The sequence below is a fragment of the Streptococcus oralis subsp. oralis genome, from assembly GCF_000960035.1.
GTDB lineage: Bacteria > Bacillota > Bacilli > Lactobacillales > Streptococcaceae > Streptococcus > Streptococcus oralis_G.
The window spans coordinates 218846-238715 of sequence record NZ_JYGR01000005.1; the positions used below are offsets into that span (position 1 = coordinate 218846).

22 protein-coding genes and 1 tRNA gene are annotated in these 19870 nt (G+C 41.4%); 15 read left to right on the top strand and 8 right to left on the bottom strand.

Annotated elements, in window-relative coordinates:
- The 5 genes from TZ92_RS04195 to TZ92_RS04215 all read left to right on the top strand — a co-directional run bounded on the left by TZ92_RS04195 (nucleotide 1) and on the right by TZ92_RS04215 (nucleotide 3515).
- Nucleotides 1-819: an ABC transporter permease gene (locus tag TZ92_RS04195; RefSeq protein ID WP_033629408.1), complete on the top strand. Its 819-nt coding sequence runs from the start codon at nucleotides 1-3 to the stop codon at nucleotides 817-819.
- 1 nt (nucleotide 820) lies between these two features.
- Nucleotides 821-1606: an ABC transporter permease gene (locus TZ92_RS04200; RefSeq protein WP_033629409.1), complete on the top strand. Its 786-nt coding sequence runs from the start codon at nucleotides 821-823 to the stop codon at nucleotides 1604-1606.
- 100 nt (nucleotides 1607-1706) lie between these two features.
- Nucleotides 1707-1779, top strand: a tRNA-Thr gene (locus tag TZ92_RS04205).
- Between the two features lie 295 nt (nucleotides 1780-2074).
- Nucleotides 2075-2974: a DUF6287 domain-containing protein gene (locus TZ92_RS04210; RefSeq protein WP_033629410.1), complete on the top strand. Its 900-nt coding sequence runs from the start codon at nucleotides 2075-2077 to the stop codon at nucleotides 2972-2974.
- Between the two features lie 226 nt (nucleotides 2975-3200).
- Nucleotides 3201-3515 (top strand): hypothetical protein, encoded by a 315-nt coding sequence (locus tag TZ92_RS04215; protein WP_033629411.1) that lies wholly within the window; start codon nucleotides 3201-3203, stop codon nucleotides 3513-3515.
- 159 nt (nucleotides 3516-3674) lie between these two features.
- Here TZ92_RS04215 and TZ92_RS10185 read toward each other — a convergent pair whose 3' ends face one another.
- The 3 genes from TZ92_RS10185 to TZ92_RS04230 all read right to left on the bottom strand — a co-directional run bounded on the left by TZ92_RS10185 (nucleotide 3675) and on the right by TZ92_RS04230 (nucleotide 7343).
- Nucleotides 3675-4385, bottom strand: coding sequence for a hypothetical protein (locus tag TZ92_RS10185; protein ID WP_033629412.1), 711 nt, complete (start codon nucleotides 4383-4385; stop codon nucleotides 3675-3677).
- A 180-nt stretch (nucleotides 4386-4565) separates the two neighbouring features.
- Nucleotides 4566-6377 (bottom strand): N-acetylmuramoyl-L-alanine amidase, encoded by a 1812-nt coding sequence (locus TZ92_RS04225; protein WP_033630158.1) that lies wholly within the window; start codon nucleotides 6375-6377, stop codon nucleotides 4566-4568.
- Between the two features lie 57 nt (nucleotides 6378-6434).
- Nucleotides 6435-7343, bottom strand: coding sequence for a LysR family transcriptional regulator (locus TZ92_RS04230; RefSeq protein ID WP_033629413.1), 909 nt, complete (start codon nucleotides 7341-7343; stop codon nucleotides 6435-6437).
- A gap of 102 nt (nucleotides 7344-7445) precedes the next feature.
- Between TZ92_RS04230 and TZ92_RS04235 the strand changes: the two genes are divergently transcribed.
- The 3 genes from TZ92_RS04235 to TZ92_RS10190 are packed head-to-tail and all read left to right on the top strand — an operon-like array spanning nucleotide 7446 to nucleotide 8354.
- Nucleotides 7446-7679: a YqgQ family protein gene (locus TZ92_RS04235; RefSeq protein ID WP_000646473.1), complete on the top strand. Its 234-nt coding sequence runs from the start codon at nucleotides 7446-7448 to the stop codon at nucleotides 7677-7679.
- A complete protein-coding gene (locus TZ92_RS04240; RefSeq protein ID WP_033629414.1) occupies nucleotides 7676-8056 on the top strand; it encodes a rhodanese-like domain-containing protein in 381 nt (126 codons plus the stop codon). The genes TZ92_RS04235 and TZ92_RS04240 overlap by 4 nt, the downstream gene beginning before the upstream one ends.
- 40 nt (nucleotides 8057-8096) lie before the next feature.
- Nucleotides 8097-8354, top strand: a complete 258-nt coding sequence (locus TZ92_RS10190) for a hypothetical protein (protein ID WP_080702630.1) — start codon at nucleotides 8097-8099, stop codon at nucleotides 8352-8354.
- A 39-nt stretch (nucleotides 8355-8393) separates the two neighbouring features.
- Here TZ92_RS10190 and TZ92_RS04250 read toward each other — a convergent pair whose 3' ends face one another.
- Entirely contained in the window at nucleotides 8394-9119 is a 726-nt protein-coding gene (locus TZ92_RS04250) for a 16S rRNA pseudouridine(516) synthase (protein ID WP_033629415.1), read from the bottom strand.
- 158 nt (nucleotides 9120-9277) lie between these two features.
- On the opposite strand from TZ92_RS04250, the gene typA reads away from it, so the two are divergent.
- The 7 genes from typA to pyrE all read left to right on the top strand — a co-directional run bounded on the left by typA (nucleotide 9278) and on the right by pyrE (nucleotide 16692).
- Entirely contained in the window at nucleotides 9278-11119 is a 1842-nt protein-coding gene (gene typA / locus TZ92_RS04255; RefSeq protein ID WP_033629416.1) for a translational GTPase TypA, read from the top strand.
- A gap of 19 nt (nucleotides 11120-11138) precedes the next feature.
- A complete protein-coding gene (locus tag TZ92_RS04260; protein WP_000262661.1) occupies nucleotides 11139-11393 on the top strand; it encodes a DUF3165 family protein in 255 nt (84 codons plus the stop codon).
- A 117-nt stretch (nucleotides 11394-11510) separates the two neighbouring features.
- Nucleotides 11511-12863: a UDP-N-acetylmuramoyl-L-alanine--D-glutamate ligase gene (murD, locus tag TZ92_RS04265; protein ID WP_033629417.1), complete on the top strand. Its 1353-nt coding sequence runs from the start codon at nucleotides 11511-11513 to the stop codon at nucleotides 12861-12863.
- Between the two features lies 1 nt (nucleotide 12864).
- On the top strand, nucleotides 12865-13923 hold the full coding sequence (locus TZ92_RS04270) for a UDP-N-acetylglucosamine--N-acetylmuramyl-(pentapeptide) pyrophosphoryl-undecaprenol N-acetylglucosamine transferase (RefSeq protein WP_033629418.1): 1059 nt from the start codon (nucleotides 12865-12867) through the stop codon (nucleotides 13921-13923).
- A gap of 9 nt (nucleotides 13924-13932) precedes the next feature.
- On the top strand, nucleotides 13933-15096 hold the full coding sequence (locus tag TZ92_RS04275; RefSeq protein ID WP_033629419.1) for a cell division protein FtsQ/DivIB: 1164 nt from the start codon (nucleotides 13933-13935) through the stop codon (nucleotides 15094-15096).
- A gap of 228 nt (nucleotides 15097-15324) precedes the next feature.
- A complete protein-coding gene (gene pyrF / locus TZ92_RS04280) occupies nucleotides 15325-16026 on the top strand; it encodes an orotidine-5'-phosphate decarboxylase (protein WP_033629420.1) in 702 nt (233 codons plus the stop codon).
- Nucleotides 16027-16059: 33 nt separating this feature from the next.
- Complete coding sequence (gene pyrE, locus TZ92_RS04285; RefSeq protein WP_000170888.1) at nucleotides 16060-16692, top strand: orotate phosphoribosyltransferase; 633 nt, start codon at nucleotides 16060-16062, stop codon at nucleotides 16690-16692.
- A gap of 62 nt (nucleotides 16693-16754) precedes the next feature.
- Here pyrE and TZ92_RS04290 read toward each other — a convergent pair whose 3' ends face one another.
- Genes TZ92_RS04290 through TZ92_RS04305 form a run of 4 tightly spaced genes read right to left on the bottom strand, consistent with a single transcriptional unit; the run spans nucleotide 16755 to nucleotide 19709 of the window.
- Nucleotides 16755-17621, bottom strand: coding sequence for a cysteine ABC transporter substrate-binding protein (locus tag TZ92_RS04290; protein ID WP_033629421.1), 867 nt, complete (start codon nucleotides 17619-17621; stop codon nucleotides 16755-16757).
- Nucleotides 17622-17632: 11 nt separating this feature from the next.
- Nucleotides 17633-18391, bottom strand: a complete 759-nt coding sequence (locus TZ92_RS04295) for an amino acid ABC transporter ATP-binding protein (protein WP_033629422.1) — start codon at nucleotides 18389-18391, stop codon at nucleotides 17633-17635.
- Nucleotides 18392-19069, bottom strand: coding sequence for an amino acid ABC transporter permease (locus tag TZ92_RS04300; RefSeq protein ID WP_033629423.1), 678 nt, complete (start codon nucleotides 19067-19069; stop codon nucleotides 18392-18394).
- Nucleotides 19029-19709, bottom strand: coding sequence for an amino acid ABC transporter permease (locus tag TZ92_RS04305; protein WP_000384102.1), 681 nt, complete (start codon nucleotides 19707-19709; stop codon nucleotides 19029-19031). The genes TZ92_RS04300 and TZ92_RS04305 overlap by 41 nt, the downstream gene beginning before the upstream one ends.
- Between the last annotated feature and the right edge of the window lie 161 nt (nucleotides 19710-19870).

A 19870-nucleotide genomic window follows, 5' to 3' on the forward strand; every position in this document is an offset into this window, starting at 1 on the left:
ATGGTCAAATTGTGGAGACGTTATAAACCCTTTATCAATGCAGGTGTTCAGGAGTTGATTACCTATCGAGTCAACTTTATTCTTTATCGGATTGGCGATGTCATGGGGGCCTTTGTGGCCTTTTATCTCTGGAAGGCAGTCTTTGATTCCTCGCAGGAGTCTTTGATCCAGGGTTTCAGTATGGCGGATATTACCCTCTACATCATCATGAGTTTTGTGACCAATCTTTTGACTAGGTCGGATTCTTCTTTTATGATTGGGGAGGAGGTCAAGGATGGCTCCATTATCATGCGCTTGCTGCGACCAGTGCATTTTGCGGCCTCATATCTCTTCACCGAGCTTGGTTCCAAGTGGTTGATTTTTATCTCTGTTGGACTGCCATTTTTAAGTGTTATTGTTTTGATGAAAGTCTTATCGGGGCAAGGGATTGTAGAAGTGCTAGGATTAACGGTCCTTTATCTTTTTAGCTTAACGCTGGCCTATCTGATTAACTTTTTCTTTAATATCTGCTTTGGATTTTCAGCCTTTGTGTTTAAGAATCTTTGGGGTTCCAATCTACTCAAGACTTCCATAGTGGCCTTTATGTCTGGAAGTCTGATTCCCTTGGCTTTCTTTCCAAAGCTTGTTTCAGATGTTTTGTCCTTCTTGCCTTTTTCATCCTTGATTTACACTCCAGTCATGATCATTGTTGGGAAATACGATGCCAATCAGATTCTTCAAGCTATCTTGCTACAGGTTTTCTGGCTCTTAGTGATGGTGGGCCTGTCACAGTTAATTTGGAAACGAGTCCAGTCATTCATCACCATTCAGGGAGGTTAGTATGAAAAAATATCAACGCATGCATCTGATTTTTATCAGGCAATACATCAAGCAAATCATGGAATACAAGGTTGATTTTGTGGTTGGTGTTTTAGGTGTTTTCCTGACCCAAGGCTTGAATCTTTTGTTTCTCAATGTCATCTTTCAACACATTCCCTCGCTAGAAGGCTGGACCTTTCAAGAAATTGCCTTTATCTATGGTTTTTCCTTGATTCCCAAGGGATTGGACCATCTCTTTTTTGATAATCTCTGGGCACTGGGGCAACGCTTAGTGAGAAAAGGTGAGTTTGATAAGTATCTGACTCGTCCTATCAATCCGCTCTTCCACATCCTAGTCGAGACCTTTCAGATTGATGCCTTGGGCGAACTATTGGTCGGTGGCATTTTACTAGCGACAACAGTATCAAGCATTGCTTGGACTCTTCCCAAATTCCTGCTTTTCCTAGTCTGTATCCCCTTTGCGACCTTGATTTATACTTCTTTGAAAATCGCGACTGCCAGTATCGCTTTTTGGACCAAGCAGTCAGGTGCTATGATTTACATTTTTTATATGTTTAATGATTTTGCCAAGTATCCGATTTCCATTTACAATTCTCTTCTTCGTTGGTTGATTAGCTTTATCGTACCTTTCGCCTTTACAGCCTACTATCCAGCTAGCTACTTCTTGCAGGACAAAGACGGGCTCTTTAACATTGGTGGGTTAATTGTGATTTCCCTTGTCTTCTTTGCAATTTCTTTGAGACTCTGGGACAGGGGCTTAGATGCCTACGAAAGTGCGGGTTCGTAAAAGGAAGAACCTCAAAGCCTTGTCTCAGGACAGGCTTTTTCTAATGGAGACGAAAATTTCTTGACATCTATTCTCAGAGTGCTATACTAAAAGGGTAATCGCCGATTTAGCTCAGTTGGTAGAGCAACGCACTCGTAACGCGTAGGTCACAGGTTCAAGCCCTGCAATCGGCAGAATCAAGAAGTCCAAGCGGGCTTCTTTTTTTGTAACTATAGGAAAGGTGGAACGTTTGAGGTAGGTTCTATTTAACGTCTGAAACTCCTGCTTATAAATAAAAACTAAAATTTATATTTTTGTGGTATAATATATTTTAATAAGAGCTTGTTTTTGTTCCGTTTTAGAGGACTATAGGCTGTTAATCATTCTAACATTTTTTGCATAGGTTTTCTAAAAATTATAAAAATCCATGGATAATAACGAATGAAGTCTCGTAAGCTTGGCTGAATATAAATCAAAAAGGAGAGAATTATGAATAAGAAAGAATGGGTAAAACAATTTGAGGAGGCGAATGGCCGCAAGCCGACTGCATCAGAATTAGCAGAGGCGCAGTCAACTAAAAAGTTTGCGAGAGGAACTAGAAACATCAAAATCTATATTGGGTTAGTCCTCGGTATTTTGGTTGCTCTAATCCTAGTAAGTGTTTTCTCACATTCTCTGATTGGAAAGAAAGAGTCAAATCGAGCATCGTCTGCTGTTTCAACTACAGAGTCAACAAGTCAATCGTCTACAAGCCAAGGAAAAACAGATGAGACTGATAAGGATAAGCAAGAGGAAATTCAGAAACTCAAGGATCAACTGACTGCTTTAGATACCAAAATTACGGAAGCAGAAGCACATGTTAGCAAGTTCAAGAAAGAAACTGCTGTTCCAAAATTAGATATTGAAGCAATTAAGAACAATGACTTGTCTAGTTTAGAAGGTACTTGGCGTAGTCAATCTGGTAATGAATACATTATTAATGATTCTGGAGAAGTACGTGCGACTTGGTTTACAAATGATCAAAAGTACGAATCTGTAGTTGGATTAAAGGTATCAAAAGGACAAGATAGTCGTAACCCTGAGACAGCGTCTATCAGTGCATGGGTAAAAGATTCTGTTGCTGGAGGATTTGTAGTAGTAGCTGTGCCAAGTGGAGTTGTTATGCAACCCGCTGATGACGGAAAGATTACGGATAAAAGCAATCATGCTGAGGAAAGACTACTTTCTGGGCAAGAGTATGGATCGATGTTAATGAAACCAGAAAATGTTTATTATCGTGTGAAACCAGATACCAGTAAACTTGAGGAAGCAGAAAAGAACTTAGCTCAACTACAAGCAGACCGTGAATCAATCAAATCTTCTCTAGAGTCAAAGGAAAAGAAAAACTAGGTTGTATTCGTTCAAAAATACTGTTGCAATCGGCAGAATCAAGAAGCCCATTAGGGCTTCTTTTTCTTTTATCACGACTATTCAACCACTTAGACAGAGATATTGACCAGATAGGCAAAAGGGCTTGTTCTTGAAAAATTCCTCTGCTATAATGATTCATGTAAGGGACGTGAGGGGTCAGTATCAGACAACTCAAAAGACAAAAAAAGAAAATGGAGACAAAAAAATGAAAAAATTATTAGGACTTGTATTTTTAGTAGCAGCAGTGCTAGTATTGTATTTCGGTTCTGTTGGTTGGCCAAGTTTGGATGTCAACCTCTGGTCACTCATTCCGGTAGGATTGTTCCTCTATTTTACGCTAGAAAACTTTTTGAAAAAAGACTACAAGGCTAGCTTGATGTGCTTGATCATTGCCTTTATCATTGCAAATGCTATTTTTGATCTCTTGCCAATTTCAAGTGGTTTGGTGATTGGTGCCGGTGTGCTAGCTTGTGTGGGAATTGGATTTCTCTTTCCAGAAAAAGATGTGAAAGTAGAATAAGTTTTCCAAAATTTCACTAAAGTATATACATAAATTTTCCTAAACAAAATAGTTAAACAAATAGATTTTATCTAGTAAAAAGAAAAAAGAGAAAACCAAACCGGTTTTCTCTTTTTATTAACTTATTAAAAGCTAATAAAAATTGATAAATAACTTAGATTATTTATTGAATCCTGCACCAAAGCGAGTGTTGTTATCAAACTCACGAGTTGCATCATTCAAAGGTTTACCATCTGTTCCTTCAATTGGAGCAGATGTATAAGTTTCAGCACCTGATACACTGTAAGCATCTTTATATTGTGGTGAAACAGCATAACCAAAACGGTTGTTGTGGTTGTTAGCAGCATTTGCTTCAGTAACAATTTCTGTAGTTGGACGTGTTACACCTGGAATTGCTTTTGGATCTGGCTTAGCTGGAGTAGCTGGCTTAGCTGGAGTAGCTGGAGTAGCTGGAGTAGCTGGAGTAGCTGGAGTAGCTGGCTTAGCTGGAGTAGCTGGAGTAGCTGGCTTAGCTGGAGTAGCTGGCTTAGCTGGAGTAGCTGGAGTAGTTGATTTAGTAGCGTTGAAACCTGCACCAAATCGAGTGTTGTGTCCAAACTCACGAGTTGAATCATTCAAAGGTTTACCGTCTGTTCCTGGATATGGCTTAGCCGGATACGTAATAGCACCTGCAATACTGTATGCTTTGTCATACTGTTTTGAAACAGCATAACCAAAACGGTTATTATGGTTATTTTTAGCATTTGCTTCTGTAACAGTTCCAGTTGTTGGAGCAGTTACTCCTGGGATAGATGGAACTTCAGTAGCTGCATAAGACACGCTAGCGATTGCTGATAATGCTAATGCACTTGTTAATAAAACTTTTTTCATTGTTTTATCTCCTCTTTAATTTTTCATTTTATTTCTAAGGCGAACCTTATTACTTTAATTGTATCATATATATATATATTGTCAAGTATTTATAATTTTTAAAAACAAACTTTTTCATTCATAACTCTAATAAAGTTAGGCATTTGCTATAAAAAAGTCTCGAGAAATCTCGAGACTTTTTTACTGACCAGCGTAATATTTTTGGATCCCTTTCACGATGCCTGAGACCAGTTTATCTTGGTAGCGGCTATCTCTGATTTGTTGGCTTTCAGTGAAATTATCCATATAACCAAGTTCAAGGAGGACGGCTGGTTTTGCTGTTTCACGTAGGACAGCAAAACTTCTTTCTAACTGACCAGCATCCTTAGCCCCTGTTTCGGCTAAGAGAGAGGAGTGGATAGCAGCAGCAAGGCGCTTACTTTCACTAATGCGATCAGGATGGTTGTGCCAGTTTTTATTAATCTTACTTGGATAATCAGGTTCATCGCTATAGGAGTAGGTTTGAATACCGCTCGCTTTTGAATATGCGCTTCCAGTTGCATTGAAGTGGATACTGATAAAAATATCAGAGTTGGTCTTATTAACCATACGAGAACGTTCCGTGATAAAGTCGACATAGACATCACTGTCTCGAGAAGTTAGAACCTTGTAGCCCAGTTCTTCTAGCTTAGCGCGAAGTTTGCGATATATTTGCATATTGAGATCTTTTTCAGCGACATTGTAGTAAAAGGCACCGGAATCTCGACCACCATGCCCAGGATCTAGGAAGATGGTATTGCTATATTGACCTTTTGTAAAACCAACGTCTTCTGATATTTCAGAAACCCATTGGCCGTATTTTTGAAACAAATGTTTCTTACCATTTATCTGGTATGTTCCTGAAACATAATGTCCATTATCATCTAGGTAATAATATGCTTTGTAAGTGTTATCGTAAATCCACTCGCTCTTCGCCATGTAACCACCTGATTTGAGATAAAAAGCCCCCATCCATTCTCGATTTGCATAACGGCCATCTGCTTTTAGATAGAACCAGCTCTTGTAGGCTTTATCGAAGATCCACTCATTCTCCGCCATGGCTCCACTGGTTTTGAGGTAGTAGCTTTCTTTCCATTTGTCTGCTAGCATTCCACCATTCTGGTCAAAAGAGTACCATGAACCCTGAATCTTTTGCCAGTTGTCTTGGATATATCTCCCTGACCCGTTTGCATAGAACCAAGTATCCTTGATTTTGACCCAGTTGTTTTCGGCCATAGCTCCACTCTGGTTGAAGAGGTAGCCTTTGAAAGTTGTCGCACTTAGCATTTCACCGTCTTTGTCAAAGTAGTACCAAGAACCGTTGACTTTCTCCCATTTATCCTGCGAGATTTTTCCAGAAGGAGCGACATAGTACCAAATTTGGTTTAATTTAGTCCATCCCTTTTCTGCTATAGCTCCACCTTTTGTGAGCAAGTAGCCATCAACGGTAGTGTTGCTGAGCATGCTTCCAGTTTGGTCAAAATAGTACCAGGAGCCGTTAATTTTTTTCCAGGTGTTCTGAGCAAGTCGTCCAGAGGAATCAGCATAATACCATTGATTGTCCACTTTGGTCCAGCTATTTTCTATCATGACACCATCTTGGTTAAAGGCATAGACTTTGTAGATAGTAGAATGAATACGATTTCCATCTTGATCGAAGTAGTACCATTTGCCTTGGATTTGTTTCCAGTTCAAAGCAGGCTTATCATCTTGGTAAAAGCGCCAGTTTTGATTTTCTTGGTACCACCCTTCTTTTTTTGGACGTTCTTCTTTAATTTTTTCTGTAGTTTTTTCTTTTGGGAATGTTTCTGATTCAGCTTTCTCTTTAACGATAGAATCTTTCTTTGATTCTTTAGTGGTTGATTCCTTGATAGCAGATGTGGATTGAGATGTATTTTCTTCTGCTGATATTGATGCTTGTGCCAATCCTGTGATAGAGAGTGCGATGGCACTTACTAATATTAACTTTTTCAACATTTTTCTCCAATTTTTATTTTCCAAAACATATTATAAAATATGTTTTAGAGTTTTTCAACTGTCGAATTGAACTTCTTCTAGTAAGTATTCGATAAAGCGTTCGCCCATCTTAGACAGGCTGGTTTTTTCATGCTGGATATAGACTAGTTCAATCGGGTCGTCAATGTCCAGTGGAATGGAAACGATATTGTCTCCGTTGAGGTTACTGTTCAAAATCCCTGTTGCAATGGTGTAACCATCCAAACCAATCAAGAGATTAAAGAGAGTGGCGCGGTCACTGACTACGATGGATTTCTTGTGGTGCTCTTGTGAAAGAATCTCCTCTGAAAAGTAGAAGGAGTTGTGCGTCCCCTGATCGTAACTGAGGTAAGGAAAGTCTTCCAAATCAGCTAGTTTGACCTTGTCTTTTTTAGCTAGAGGGTTGGTCTTGCTAACAAAGATATGGGGTTGGGCTGTGAAGAGGTGGTGGGCTAGCAGGTGATTGTCATCTAGCATTTTCGTTAAAACATCGCGGTTGTAGCTGTTTAAAAAGAGGACACCAACCTCGCTACGGAAGTTCTTGACGTCATCGATAATCTCCCAAGTCCGAGTTTCACGAAGGAAGAGCTCGTATTTCTCCATATCACTTTTCTTGAGCAGAGAGACAAAGGCATTGACTACAAAGGCATAGTGCTGAGAGGAAACGCTGAAAAGTTCGCGGTGGGCGATAGGATTTTTATAGCGTTCCTCCAGAAGCTGAGTTTGCTCAACGACCTGACGGGCATAGGAGAGAAACTCCATCCCATCACGGGTTAAGGTAATGCCCTTGGGATTGCGGATAAAGATTTCAATACCCATTTCATTTTCCAAGTCTCGAACGGCATTAGAGAGACTGGGTTGGGTGATAAAGAGTTGCTTGGCTGCCTCATTCATAGAGCCAGTTTCGACGATTTTGATAATATAGTGTAGTTGTTGAATTCTCATGTTTTTATTGTACCATACTTGCGGAAGAATGGGCAATGAAGACGAAGAAAATAGGGGGAAAGAGCCGGTCCAGTATTGAAAAAAAGTCTAAAATCTGTTAGAATGAAAGCTATGAAAACATTCTATGATGTGCAGCAATTTCTCAAGCAGTTTGGCATTATTGTTTACATGGGGAAGCGTTTGTATGATATTGAACTGATGAAGCTCGAACTCTCTCGGATCTATGATGCAGGTCTGATGGACAAGCTAGACTATCTAGAGGCGGAAGCTGTTCTTCGTAGAGAGCACAAGATAGAATTAGACTACATAGAGAAAAATGGAGATAAGAACTTATGACAATTTGGGTTTTGTGGGGAATCGTACTAGCGATGGCGGCATGGATGGGGTATAACTACCTTCGTATTCGTCGTGCGGCTAAGATTGTGGATAATGCAGAATTTGAAGCCTTGATTCGAAAAGGGCAATTGATTGACGTCCGTGAACCAGCAGAATTTCACAGAAAACATATCCTCGGAGCTCGCAATATTCCTTCAAATCAGTTGAAGTCAAGCCTTGCAGCCCTTCGCAAGGATAAACCTGTCCTTCTCTACGAAAATCAACGTGGACAACGAGTGACCAATGCAGCACTTTATTTGAAAAAACAAGGTTTCTCTGAGATTTATATCCTTTCTTATGGATTGGATTCTTGGAACGGGAAGGTCAAGACTAGCTAAGATCAAGGAAAAAGATGATATACTCGGTCTCCTATACTAAATTAATAATCATTTTAAGGAATTTTTAGAAAATGTAAGAAAAGAAAAAAATCCACTTTTGGTGGGTATTCTATCTATCATTCTTAGTTTGTTATTTCCGTTGGGAGGTATTGGTTTAGGTATCACTGGTGTATTGTTTGCTAATGAACTTCAAAAAGAATCTGACTTAGACTTTAAAACAGAGAGAATTGTATCTATTGTAGGTATTGTTCTTTCTGCTCTTAACTGGATTATTGGAATTTTCTTACACATGAATTAAAGAAGATTAAAAAGCTTTAAACATAAAGCTTTTTTTCTTTTATCCACTTTTTTCTAAGTATTTTTTAATCATCTCTAATTCTTCTTGGTTTAAGAATCGGTATTGCCCTTCTGCAAGTTCTGAATCTAACGTAAAATCACCGAACTGAACTCGTTTGAGAGAGACCACCTTGACACCAACTGAGAGAAACATCTTCTTGACTTGATGAAACTTGCCCTCAGAGATAGTGATGGAGGCCCGGCTCTCTGTTGGGCTTGCGGACAGAATTTCGAGCTGAGCAGGTTTACAAGTGGTCCCATCTAAAAAGACGATTCCTTCTTTGAATGACTGAATATGGTCTGACGTGAGTGGTCCGTTGACTTCCACTTGATAGGATTTATCGACATGGTACTGGGGATGAAGGAGTTGAAAACCAAGAGGTCCATTGTCTGTCAAAAGGAGCAGTCCCGTGGTATCGCGGTCTAATCTGCCGACAGCATAGAGCTGGTCAGACTGGATGTCAGGTGGAAGGAGGTCCATGACGGTTGGAAGTTTCTTATCCTTGCTAGCTGTAACGACTCCGTTTGGCTTATGAAGCAGGAGGTAGGTGTGCTCGTAGCCTTGGATTTGTCGTCCTTGAAAGACTAATTTCTGCAATCCAGTGTCGACATTTTGAGCCAGGGAGCTGGCTGGACAATCGTCGATTAGGATTTCTTTTTTCAAAAGTGCCTGTTTCATAGCCTTGCGACTGACCTTTTCTTGGGCTAATAATCTATCTAAACGCATACCAGCTTATCTTATCATAAGTCGCTGACTTTGAAAAGAGTTGCCTTGACTAGAAAAGTAGAGTGAAAACATTTACACTTAGCTGAACTGTGATTTTTGAATGAGACTGTGGTATAATTGTTCAGTTAGAAATAAAAATTTAAATATTAGAGGAAATCATGACAAAATTAAGAGAAGATATCCGTAACATTGCGATTATCGCCCACGTTGACCACGGTAAAACAACCCTCGTTGACGAATTATTGAAGCAGTCTGAAACTCTTGATTCACGTACTGAATTGGCAGAGCGTGCTATGGACTCAAACGATATCGAAAAAGAGCGTGGAATTACTATCCTTGCGAAAAATACAGCCGTTGCCTACAACGGAACTCGTATCAATATCATGGACACACCAGGACACGCGGACTTCGGTGGAGAAGTTGAGCGTATCATGAAAATGGTTGATGGTGTTGTCTTGGTCGTAGATGCCTACGAAGGAACCATGCCACAGACTCGTTTCGTACTGAAAAAAGCCTTGGAACAAGATCTTGTCCCAATCGTGGTTGTCAACAAAATCGATAAACCATCAGCTCGTCCAGCAGAAGTAGTAGACGAAGTATTGGAGCTCTTCATTGAGCTTGGTGCAGACGATGACCAGCTTGATTTCCCAGTGGTGTATGCTTCAGCTATCAACGGAACTTCTTCATTGTCAGACGATCCAGCTGATCAAGAAAAAACAATGGCACCAATCTTTGATACCATTATCGACCATATCCCTGCTCCAGTGGACAACTCAGATGAACCGTTACAGTTCCAAGTCTCACTCTTGGACTACAATGACTTCGTAGGACGTATCGGTATTGGTCGTGTCTTCCGTGGTAGTGTGAAAGTTGGGGACCAAGTTACCCTTTCTAAACTAGATGGTACAACGAAGAACTTCCGTGTTACAAAACTCTTCGGTTTCTTTGGTTTGGAACGTCGTGAAATCCAAGAAGCCAAAGCTGGTGACTTGATTGCCGTATCAGGTATGGAAGACATCTTCGTTGGGGAAACAATCACTCCAACAGATGCAGTTGAAGCTCTTCCAGTTCTTCACATCGATGAGCCAACACTTCAAATGACCTTCTTGGTGAACAACTCACCATTTGCTGGTAAAGAAGGTAAATGGGTGACTTCTCGTAAGGTGGAAGAACGCTTGCAAGCAGAATTGCAAACAGACGTTTCCCTTCGTGTTGACCCAACGGATTCACCAGATAAATGGACTGTTTCAGGTCGTGGAGAATTGCACTTGTCAATCCTGATCGAAACCATGCGTCGTGAGGGCTATGAACTTCAAGTATCTCGTCCAGAAGTTATCGTAAAAGAGATTGATGGTGTTAAATGTGAGCCATTTGAACGTGTTCAAATCGATACTCCAGAAGAATACCAAGGTTCTGTTATCCAAAGCCTTTCTGAACGTAAGGGTGAAATGTTGGATATGATTTCAACTGGTAATGGTCAAACTCGTTTGGTCTTCCTTGTTCCAGCGCGTGGTTTGATCGGATACTCAACTGAGTTCTTATCAATGACTCGTGGTTACGGTATCATGAACCATACCTTCGACCAATACTTACCATTGATTCCAGGAGAAATTGGTGGACGTCACCGTGGTGCCCTTGTTTCTATTGATGCTGGTAAGGCTACAACTTACTCAATCATGTCTATCGAAGAACGTGGAACCATCTTTGTCAACCCAGGTACTGAGGTTTACGAAGGAATGATCATCGGTGAAAACTCTCGTGAAAACGACTTGACAGTTAACATCACTAAGGCCAAACAAATGACCAACGTTCGTTCAGCTACTAAGGACCAAACAGCGGTTATCAAGACACCTCGTATCTTGACCCTTGAAGAGTCTCTTGAGTTCTTGAACGATGATGAGTACATGGAAGTAACGCCTGAGTCTATCCGTTTGCGTAAACAAATCCTTAACAAGGCAGAGCGCGAGAAAGCCAACAAAAAGAAAAAATCAGCTGAATAAGAGCTAGAAAGAGATAAAGATGGTCTATTTAATCATAGGGATACTCTTATTACTACTCTATGTATTTGCGACACCCCAAAGTATCAAAGGAACAGTCAACATCGTTATCTTGGTCTTTGTAGTTGTTGCACTCTTGATTTTGCTGATGTTGTCCATCTTGCAAATCTTCCAATTACCGACAGAATTCTTTGTCACAATCGCCATGCTGGCTCTAGCCTACTTTAGCTTGAGAGACATTACGCTCATGCCTGTGAAAAAGAGCAGAAGAAGATAAATAGAAAGAGAGCTACGGCTCTCTTTTTCTATGCTAGAATGAGGACTAGAGCATTTTCGTTTAGTATTATTTCCATAAAAATGGTAAAATAGTAGGAGTAGAAATGGAGTTTGAGACATGAAAGTAATCGATCAATTTAAAAATAAGAAAGTACTTGTTTTAGGTTTGGCTAAGTCTGGTGAGTCTGCGGCCCGTTTGCTAGACAAGCTAGGTGCTATTGTGACAGTAAATGACGGCAAGCCTTTTGAGGAAAATCCTGCTGCTCAAAGCTTGCTGGAAGATGGGATCAAGGTTGTCACTGGTGGGCATCCTTTGGAGCTCTTGGATGAAGATTTCGCTTTGATGGTGAAAAATCCAGGTATCCCGTATAGCAACCCCATGATTGAAAAAGCATTGGCAAAGGGGATTCCAGTCTTGACTGAGGTGGAATTGGCTTATTTGATTTCAGATGCTCCAATTATCGGTATCACTGGTTCAAATGGGAAAACAACCACAACGACGATGATTGGGGAAGTTTTAACTGCTGCTGGTCAACGCGGTCTCTTGTCAGGGAACATCGGCTATCCTGCTAGTCAAGTGGCTCAAACTGCGACAGCCAAGGACACGCTCGTCATGGAACTTTCTTCTTTCCAACTGATGGGTGTCCAAGAATTCCATCCTGAGATTGCGGTTATTACCAACCTCATGCCAACTCATATCGACTATCATGGTTCTTTTGAAGAGTATGTGGCAGCTAAGTGGAATATCCAGAACAAGATGACAGCAGCTGATTTCCTTGTATTGAACTTTAACCAAGATTTGGCAAAAGAATTGGCTACCAAAACACAAGCTACTGTTGTACCATTTTCAACACAGGAAAAGGTTGATGGAGCTTATTTGGAAGATGGTCAACTCTACTTCCGTGGAGAAGTGGTCATGGCAGCTAGTGAAATCGGTGTTCCAGGTAGCCACAATGTAGAAAATGCCCTTGCGACCATTGCAGTAGCTAAGCTTCGTGGTGTAGACAACCAAACCATCAAGGAAACTCTTTCAGCCTTTGGTGGTGTCAAACACCGTCTCCAATTTGTGGATGAAATTCAGGGTGTCAAATTCTATAACGATAGTAAGTCAACCAATATCTTGGCTACTCAAAAAGCCTTGTCAGGATTTGACAACAGTAAGGTTATCTTAATTGCAGGTGGTTTGGACCGAGGCAATGAGTTTGATGAATTGGTGCCAGATATTACTGGGCTCAAGAAGATGGTTATCCTCGGTCAATCTGCAGAACGTGTCAAACGGGCAGCGGATAAGGCTGGTGTGGCTTATGTAGATGCGACAGATATTGCTGATGCGACCCGCAAGGCTTATGAGCTCGCGACTCAAGGAGATGTGGTTCTTCTCAGCCCTGCCAATGCTAGCTGGGATATGTATGCTAACTTTGAAGTACGTGGCGACCTATTTATCGACACAGTAGCGGAGTTAAAGGGATAATATGAAAAAAATAGTTTTTACAGGTGGGGGGACGGTTGGACATGTCACCCTCAACCTCTTATTAATGCCCAAGTTTATCGAAGACGGCTGGGAAGTTCACTATATTGGTGACAAGCATGGAATCGAACACCAAGAAATCCTCAAGTCAGGTCTGGATGTGACCTTCCATTCCATTGCGACTGGGAAGTTGCGTCGCTATTTCTCTTGGCAAAATATGCTGGATGTGTTTAAAGTTGGTTGGGGAATTGTCCAATCGCTCTTTATTATGTTACGACTGCGTCCACAGGCTCTTTTTTCAAAAGGGGGATTTGTCTCTGTACCGCCGGTTATCGCAGCGCGAGTGTCAGGAGTGCCTGTCTTTATTCACGAATCGGACCTGTCTATGGGCTTGGCCAATAAAATTGCCTATAAATTTGCGACCAAGATGTATTCGACATTTGAGCAGGCTGCTGGTCTCGCAAAAGTCGAGCATGTGGGAGCAGTGACAAAGGTTTCAGATCAAAACACTCCTGAACCAGATGAATTGGTGGATATCCAAACCCACTTTGATCCTAAATTGCCAACGGTATTGTTTGTCGGTGGTTCTGCGGGAGCTCGTGTCTTTAACCAATTGGTGACAGATCATAAGCAAGAACTGACAGAGCGCTACAATATTATCAATCTCACTGGAGATTCTAGCCTCAATGAGTTGAGTCAAAATCTCTTTCGTGTTGATTATGTGACGGATCTCTATCAACCCTTGATGGAGATGGCAGATGTGGTGGTGACTCGTGGTGGTGCCAATACGATTTTCGAACTCTTGGCCATGGCGAAACTCCATCTCATCGTACCATTGGGTCGTGAAGCAAGTCGAGGAGACCAGATTGAAAATGCAGCTTATTTTGTTACGAAAGGCTATGCAGAAGAACTTCAAGAAAGTGACTTGACCTTGGAAAGCTTGGAGGAGAAACTCAGTCACTTACTTAGTCACAAGGATCAGTACCAAGCTAGCATGAAGGAATCAACTGAATTGAAATCTCTTGCGGATTTTTACGATTTACTAAGAAAAGACTTATCATAAGGAATATCAATGTCAAAGGATAAGAAAAAAGAATCAAGCCCTAAGAAAGAATTGTCTGAATGGCAGAAACGAAACCAGGAATACCTGAAAAAAAAGGCTGAGGAAGAAGCTGCCCTAGCTGAGGAGAAGGAAAAGGAAAAACAAGCTCGAATGGGGAAAAACTCTAAGCCGTTAGAGGAAAGTAAGAAGTCATCAAGCGATTCCGACCAGAACGAAACTGTTCCAGACGAAGAACCATCCGAAAAAGAAGAAAAATCTCAAAAGGATGCCCCTAAAGTCAAAGAGGAAAAAGAGAAGAAGAAAAAAGAAAAAACAAAGAAACCAGAAAAAACTGCCAAGCCTAAAATTGCGCCTGTTCATATTTGGCGAGCTGTGAGTATCTTGGTACCCAGTGTCCTGGTCCTTCTTCTTTCAGTCTATCTATTGACTCCACTTTCGACCATCAAAAATATCGAGGTTAAGGGAAATAGTAACACGCAGGCGGATGACATCAAACAGGCTTCTGGGATTCAAGATAGCGACTATACCTTAGCTCTATTGTTGGATAAGGAAACATACGCTAAGCGAATCAAGTCCAATCATTGGATAGAATCAGCGAAGATTAACTATCAATTTCCGACTAACTTTACGATTGAGGTCAAGGAATTTGATATTGTCGGTTATTATGTGTCTGGTGAAGAACATTATCCTATTCTGTCTAGTGGTACAGTAGAGTCAACTCCTGTTGATCGCTTAAACTTGCCTGAGACTTATCTGACAGTTACCTTTAACGATGAGCAGCAGGTGAAAGAGTTGATAACGGGATTGTCTACCATCAGTGAGGATATCAAGAGTCAAATCCAGAAAATCGAATTAGCGCCGAGCAAGGCAACAGCAGATCTTTTAAAAATTACCATGCTGGATACAGATGAGATTTTGGTTCCCCTATCAGAATTGAGCAAGAAATTGCCTTATTACAGCAAAATCAAGCCACAATTGTCAGAACCGAGTGTAGTCGATATGGAAGCTGGAGTATACAGCTATACGATAGCGGATAAACTGATAGAAGAGGCTGAGGAAAAAGCCAAACAAGAGGCCAAGGAAGCTGAGAAGAAAAAACAGGAAGAAGAAAAGAAAAAACAAGAGGAACAGGGAAATCAAAGCCAAACGAGCCAGCAATCACAGAGTCGTTAGACTAACTTTTCCTCTTGATTTTGAATGGTATAGAAATCCAGTTTCGAGTTTTTGCTTGACAAGTCCTACTATAAATAATAGAATAGAAAAAAACCTTTAAAGCAGTCCAGAGAGGCAGCTAAGGTTAGACGGTGAAAGGGTGGACTCTACCCATTTTTCGTGGAACCTTGCTGTTGGCAGGTTCCTTTTTTCATGCTCTCTAGCTTACAAAGGTAAAAGGAGAAAGGTATGCGTGAACATCGTCCAGTTATTGCTCTTGATTTTCCTAGTTTTGAGGCGGTCAAGGAATTTTTATCTCTTTTCCCAGCAGAAGAAAGTCTTTATCTAAAAGTAGGGATGGAGCTTTATTATGCGGAAGGTCCGGAAGTTGTCCGTTATTTGAAGTCACTGGGGCATAGTGTCTTTTTGGACCTCAAGCTACATGATATTCCAAATACAGTTAAATCGGCTATGAAGGTCTTGTCTCAGCTTGGTGTGGACATGACAAATGTTCATGCTGCTGGTGGTGTGGAGATGATGAAGGCTGCGCGCGAAGGTCTTGGGACGCAAGCCAAATTGATCGCTGTGACCCAGCTTACCTCAACGTCGGAAAGCCAGATGCAGGATTTTCAAAATATCCAAACCAGCTTGCAAGAGTCTGTGATTCACTATGCCAAGAAGACAGCTGAAGCGGGCTTGGACGGTGTGGTTTGTTCAGCTCAGGAAGTGCAACTCATCAAGCAGGCCACCAATCCAGATTTTATCTGTCTGACACCGGGAATTCGTCCGGCGGGAACTGCCGTAGGAGACCAAAAACGCGTCATGACGCCAGCGGATGCTTATCAAATCGGTAGTGACTATATCGTAGTAGGACGTCCCATTACCCAAGCTGAGGATCCTGTTGCAGCTTATCATGCTATCAAGGATGAATGGAACCAAGACAGAAATTAAAGAAATAGATTATAAAAACAAAAGGAGAATACTATGACACTTGCTAAAGATATCGCTAGCCACCTCTTGAAAATCCAAGCCGTTTACCTCAAACCAGAAGAACCTTTCACTTGGGCATCAGGTATCAAGTCACCGATTTATACTGACAACCGTGTGACGCTTGCCTATCCAGAAACTCGTAGCTTGATTGAAAATGGTTTTGTGGAAGCTATTAAAGCAGAATTTCCAGAAGTAGAAGTGATTGCAGGAACTGCGACAGCAGGAATTCCACACGGAGCGATCATCGCTGACAAGATGAACTTGCCTTTTGCCTACATCCGCAGCAAACCAAAAGACCACGGAGCTGGGAACCAAATCGAAGGCCGCGTAGCTCAGGGGCAAAAGATGGTTGTTGTTGAAGACCTCATTTCAACGGGTGGATCTGTTCTTGAAGCCGTAGCAGCTGCTAAACGGGAAGGAGCAGATGTGCTTGGAGTTGTAGCGATTTTCAGCTATCAATTGCCAAAAGCAGATAAGAACTTCGCAGATGCTGGTGTAAAATTGGTGACGCTTTCTAACTACAGTGAACTGATCCACTTAGCCCAAGAAGAAGGTTACATCACGCCAGAAGGACTCGACCTCCTAAAACGCTTTAAAGAAGACCAAGAAAATTGGCAAAATGCCTAAAACATAGAAAATCAGGTAGTCACTAGGATTACCTGATTTCTTTTTGTTATGTTTATTAGATGTTAGTCGACTTTTCCACCTTCAACAACTAGATCATCTGCTTTAGCAGCGTCACCGTAGGTTGGGTGAAGTGTCTTTTCATAAGCCTTGTGGAAGAAGTTTTCTTTACCAAGTTTTTCGATTTCTTGGTTGATGTAGTCAAGAAGTTCTTGATTACCCTTTTGAACTGCTGGTGCGATGGTATCTGGGTCACCGAGGGAAGAAATTCCTACTTCAAATCCTTTATTTTCGAGTGCCCAAGCTAGGACTTCCGTATTGTCAGTAGAGAAGGCATCTCCACGTCCGTCAAGAAGGGCTTGATAGGCATCGCTATATTGGTCGTATTTTTGGAGTTTTACTTCTGGGTGATTTTTTTCAAAGTAAGTTTCAGCAGTCGTTCCCTTTGTAACAATCAAAGTTTTGCCTTCTAATTCTTTAACGTCTTTGATGATTTTATCTTTTGGTGACACAACACCGAGTGATACTTTCATGTAAGGAAGGGCAAAGTCAACTTGTTTCTTACGTTCGTCAGTAACTGTGAAGTTGGCAAGGGTGATATCCACCTTGTTTGAAATCAAGTATTCAGCACGGTTGGCAGCATCAACAGAGACGTATTTAACCTTTACTCCCAAGTCTTGAGCTAATTGGTTACCCAATTCGATATCGTAGCCTTGGTAAGAACCGTCGTTATCAACATAACCAAATGGTTTTTTGTCTCCAAATACGGCGATTCGTAACTCACCGCTTTTTTTGATTTCGTCAATAGTGCGAGCCTTGGCGGTTGTTTTTCCTGATGAAGCATCAGAGCTTTCACCTGAGCTACAAGCTGTGACAAAGATAAGCGCAAAGGCTAGAGCAAAAACAGTTAGAATTGGTTTGAGTAGTTTCATAAAAATCTCCTTTATAGATATGAGCCGAACTGGCTAAAGTCAAAGACGTTTAAAAATTCTTGTGCTCGTTTGGTTTGTGGATTGGTGAAGAATTCCTGAGCTGTTCCTTCTTCAGCGATTTTCCCTTGGTCGAGAAAGATAATGCGGTCTGCAATAGCTTGGGCAAACTGCATTTCGTGGGTTACCAGAATCATGGTGCGCCCTTCTTGAGCCAAGTCATTTATGAGTTCCAGAACTTCACGCACCATTTCTGGATCCAGTGAAGCCGTCACTTCGTCAAAGAGGATAATTTCTGGATGCATGAGAAGGGCACGGACAATCGCCACTCGTTGTTTCTGTCCCCCAGATAATTGGCGAGCAAAACTGTCTTTTTTATCGAGCAAACCCACACGTTCCAGTAGTTGTAAAGCTTCCTCCGTTACTTCTTTCTTATCTCGTCCCTGAGCTTTGATAGGGCCTAGGATGAGGTTTTGAAGGACATCTAGGTGAGGAAAGAGTTCATAACTTTGAAAGACCATGCCAATCTTTTGGCGAACCAGGTGAAAGTTTTTCTGATTGCCAACAATAGACTGGCCGTCCAGAAGAATATCCCCACCCTGTATGGTTTCTAAGCCATTGAGGCAGCGGAGAAGTGTACTTTTTCCGCAACCAGATGGTCCTAGAATGACGACGACTTCTCCCTTTTTGATTTCTAGAGAAAGGCCTTGGAGGATGGGATTGTCTCCAAAGGATTTTTTTAAGTCCTTGATTTCTAAAATAGTTTCAGACATTTAGTTCCTCCAATGTTTTTCTAAGTGAGTGGATAGTTTGGAAATAGGAAAACAGACTGCGAAATACAGGACCAGAATGGTTCCGTAAATCCAAAAGGAAGCTGTTGGGATGGTCAAGCGATTACTGTCAATGATTTGTTGACCAACCTTGGTAACTTCCACAACCCCAATCAAGACAACTAAGGAAGTCGTTTTGATCATCCGAGTGACAAGGTTAATAGCTTGTGGTAGCAATCTTCTCAAGACCTGTGGAATGATAATGTGATAGTAAAGCTGCAAGTTGGTCAAGCCCAGAGCCTGTCCGCTTTCAAACTGATGTTTAGGGAGGGAAGTGATGGCTCCACGTACCAAGTCCCCCATTTCAGCTGTACCCCAGAGAGTAAAAACGATAATGGCCGAGGTCTCGCCTGAGATGTTGATATTAAAGTTTCGAGCCAAGCCGAAATAAACGATGAAAAGTAATACCAGCTGGGGCATGATACGGATAAATTCCAGATAAAAGCGTGTTAAAAAACGAATAACTCTAGAATGGGAGGTCATGATGATTCCCATGACTGTTCCGAAAATCATTGATAGAAGGACAGAGAGAATGGAAATTCCAATCGTGACACCCAATCCTTGTAAGATTCGCAGGAGATTATTTCCCTGAAAGAGTACTTGCATTCCCGAATCCTGCATGGCGGAGCCTCCTTTCTATCCAGCTAAAGACTAGCGAGATGGGTAACAGCATGATCAGGTAAGCAACTACCAACATGGCCAGTGCAATGTCTGTCTCATAATAGAGTCCAATCAAGTCCTTGGCGACGTACATGAGATCGGCTAAGGCTACCGCAGAGAAAACTGAGGTTTCTTTGATGAGAAAAATGACATTGGCACTAAAGGACGGTAGGGCTACCGCAGTCGCTTGCGGAAGAACCACATAGCGAAAGACCTGTACAGGCGTTAGACCAATGGCTAGACCAATCTCGTGCTGGGTTTGACTAACTGCTTCCAGTCCGCTTCTGAAAGATTCAGCCATGTAGGAGCCACCTAAAAAGATGAGTCCGACTGTTGCACAGACTTCTGAAGAAAGAACAATTCCTATTCGGGGAAGCCCGAAGTAGAGGAAGAAGAGCTGAATCAAAAGGGGCGTGTTTCGTGACAATTCTATATAAGCTGTTGCTAACTGTGAAAAGATAGGAACGCGATAATGACGAATGACACTAACGATTAGACCAACAAGAAAAGAACCCAAAATTCCCCAAACTGCGATATGTAAGGTCAGAAAGAATGCCTTTTGATAGAGTGGTAAATATTGTTCAACAATGGACCAATCCAAAATAGAACCTCCCATCTAGGAATAATATAGCTATTGTAGCACTAAAGGACATGTTTGGATAATATGAATTTTTTATCACAATGATAGAAAATATTTATCATGTCTGTGATTTGAAATTTCCAGACAAAATTTTTGAAAGGATTCTGAAAAAGAGGTAAGAT

Bases quoted from the DNA above. Each gene is read 5' to 3' on its own strand.
- TZ92_RS04295 (WP_033629422.1), bottom strand. From the start codon at position 18,391: ATGTCTGAAACTATTTTAGAAATCAAGGACTTAAAAAAATCCTTTGGA.
- TZ92_RS04250 (WP_033629415.1), bottom strand. From the start codon at position 9,119: ATGCGTTTAGATAGATTATTAGCCCAAGAAAAGGTCAGTCGCAAGGCT.
- TZ92_RS04235 (WP_000646473.1), top strand. From the start codon at position 7,446: ATGAAAGCTATGAAAACATTCTATGATGTGCAGCAATTTCTCAAGCAG.
- TZ92_RS04200 (WP_033629409.1), top strand. From the start codon at position 821: ATGAAAAAATATCAACGCATGCATCTGATTTTTATCAGGCAATACATC.
- TZ92_RS04230 (WP_033629413.1), bottom strand. From the start codon at position 7,343: ATGAGAATTCAACAACTACACTATATTATCAAAATCGTCGAAACTGGC.
- pyrF (WP_033629420.1), top strand. From the start codon at position 15,325: ATGCGTGAACATCGTCCAGTTATTGCTCTTGATTTTCCTAGTTTTGAG.
- TZ92_RS04195 (WP_033629408.1), top strand. From the start codon at position 1: ATGGTCAAATTGTGGAGACGTTATAAACCCTTTATCAATGCAGGTGTT.
- pyrE (WP_000170888.1), top strand. From the start codon at position 16,060: ATGACACTTGCTAAAGATATCGCTAGCCACCTCTTGAAAATCCAAGCC.
- TZ92_RS04275 (WP_033629419.1), top strand. From the start codon at position 13,933: ATGTCAAAGGATAAGAAAAAAGAATCAAGCCCTAAGAAAGAATTGTCT.
- TZ92_RS04260 (WP_000262661.1), top strand. From the start codon at position 11,139: ATGGTCTATTTAATCATAGGGATACTCTTATTACTACTCTATGTATTT.
- TZ92_RS04300 (WP_033629423.1), bottom strand. From the start codon at position 19,069: ATGCAGGATTCGGGAATGCAAGTACTCTTTCAGGGAAATAATCTCCTG.
- TZ92_RS04240 (WP_033629414.1), top strand. From the start codon at position 7,676: ATGACAATTTGGGTTTTGTGGGGAATCGTACTAGCGATGGCGGCATGG.
- TZ92_RS04210 (WP_033629410.1), top strand. From the start codon at position 2,075: ATGAATAAGAAAGAATGGGTAAAACAATTTGAGGAGGCGAATGGCCGC.
- TZ92_RS04290 (WP_033629421.1), bottom strand. From the start codon at position 17,621: ATGAAACTACTCAAACCAATTCTAACTGTTTTTGCTCTAGCCTTTGCG.
- murD (WP_033629417.1), top strand. From the start codon at position 11,511: ATGAAAGTAATCGATCAATTTAAAAATAAGAAAGTACTTGTTTTAGGT.
- TZ92_RS10185 (WP_033629412.1), bottom strand. From the start codon at position 4,385: ATGAAAAAAGTTTTATTAACAAGTGCATTAGCATTATCAGCAATCGCT.
- typA (WP_033629416.1), top strand. From the start codon at position 9,278: ATGACAAAATTAAGAGAAGATATCCGTAACATTGCGATTATCGCCCAC.
- TZ92_RS04215 (WP_033629411.1), top strand. From the start codon at position 3,201: ATGAAAAAATTATTAGGACTTGTATTTTTAGTAGCAGCAGTGCTAGTA.
- TZ92_RS04270 (WP_033629418.1), top strand. From the start codon at position 12,865: ATGAAAAAAATAGTTTTTACAGGTGGGGGGACGGTTGGACATGTCACC.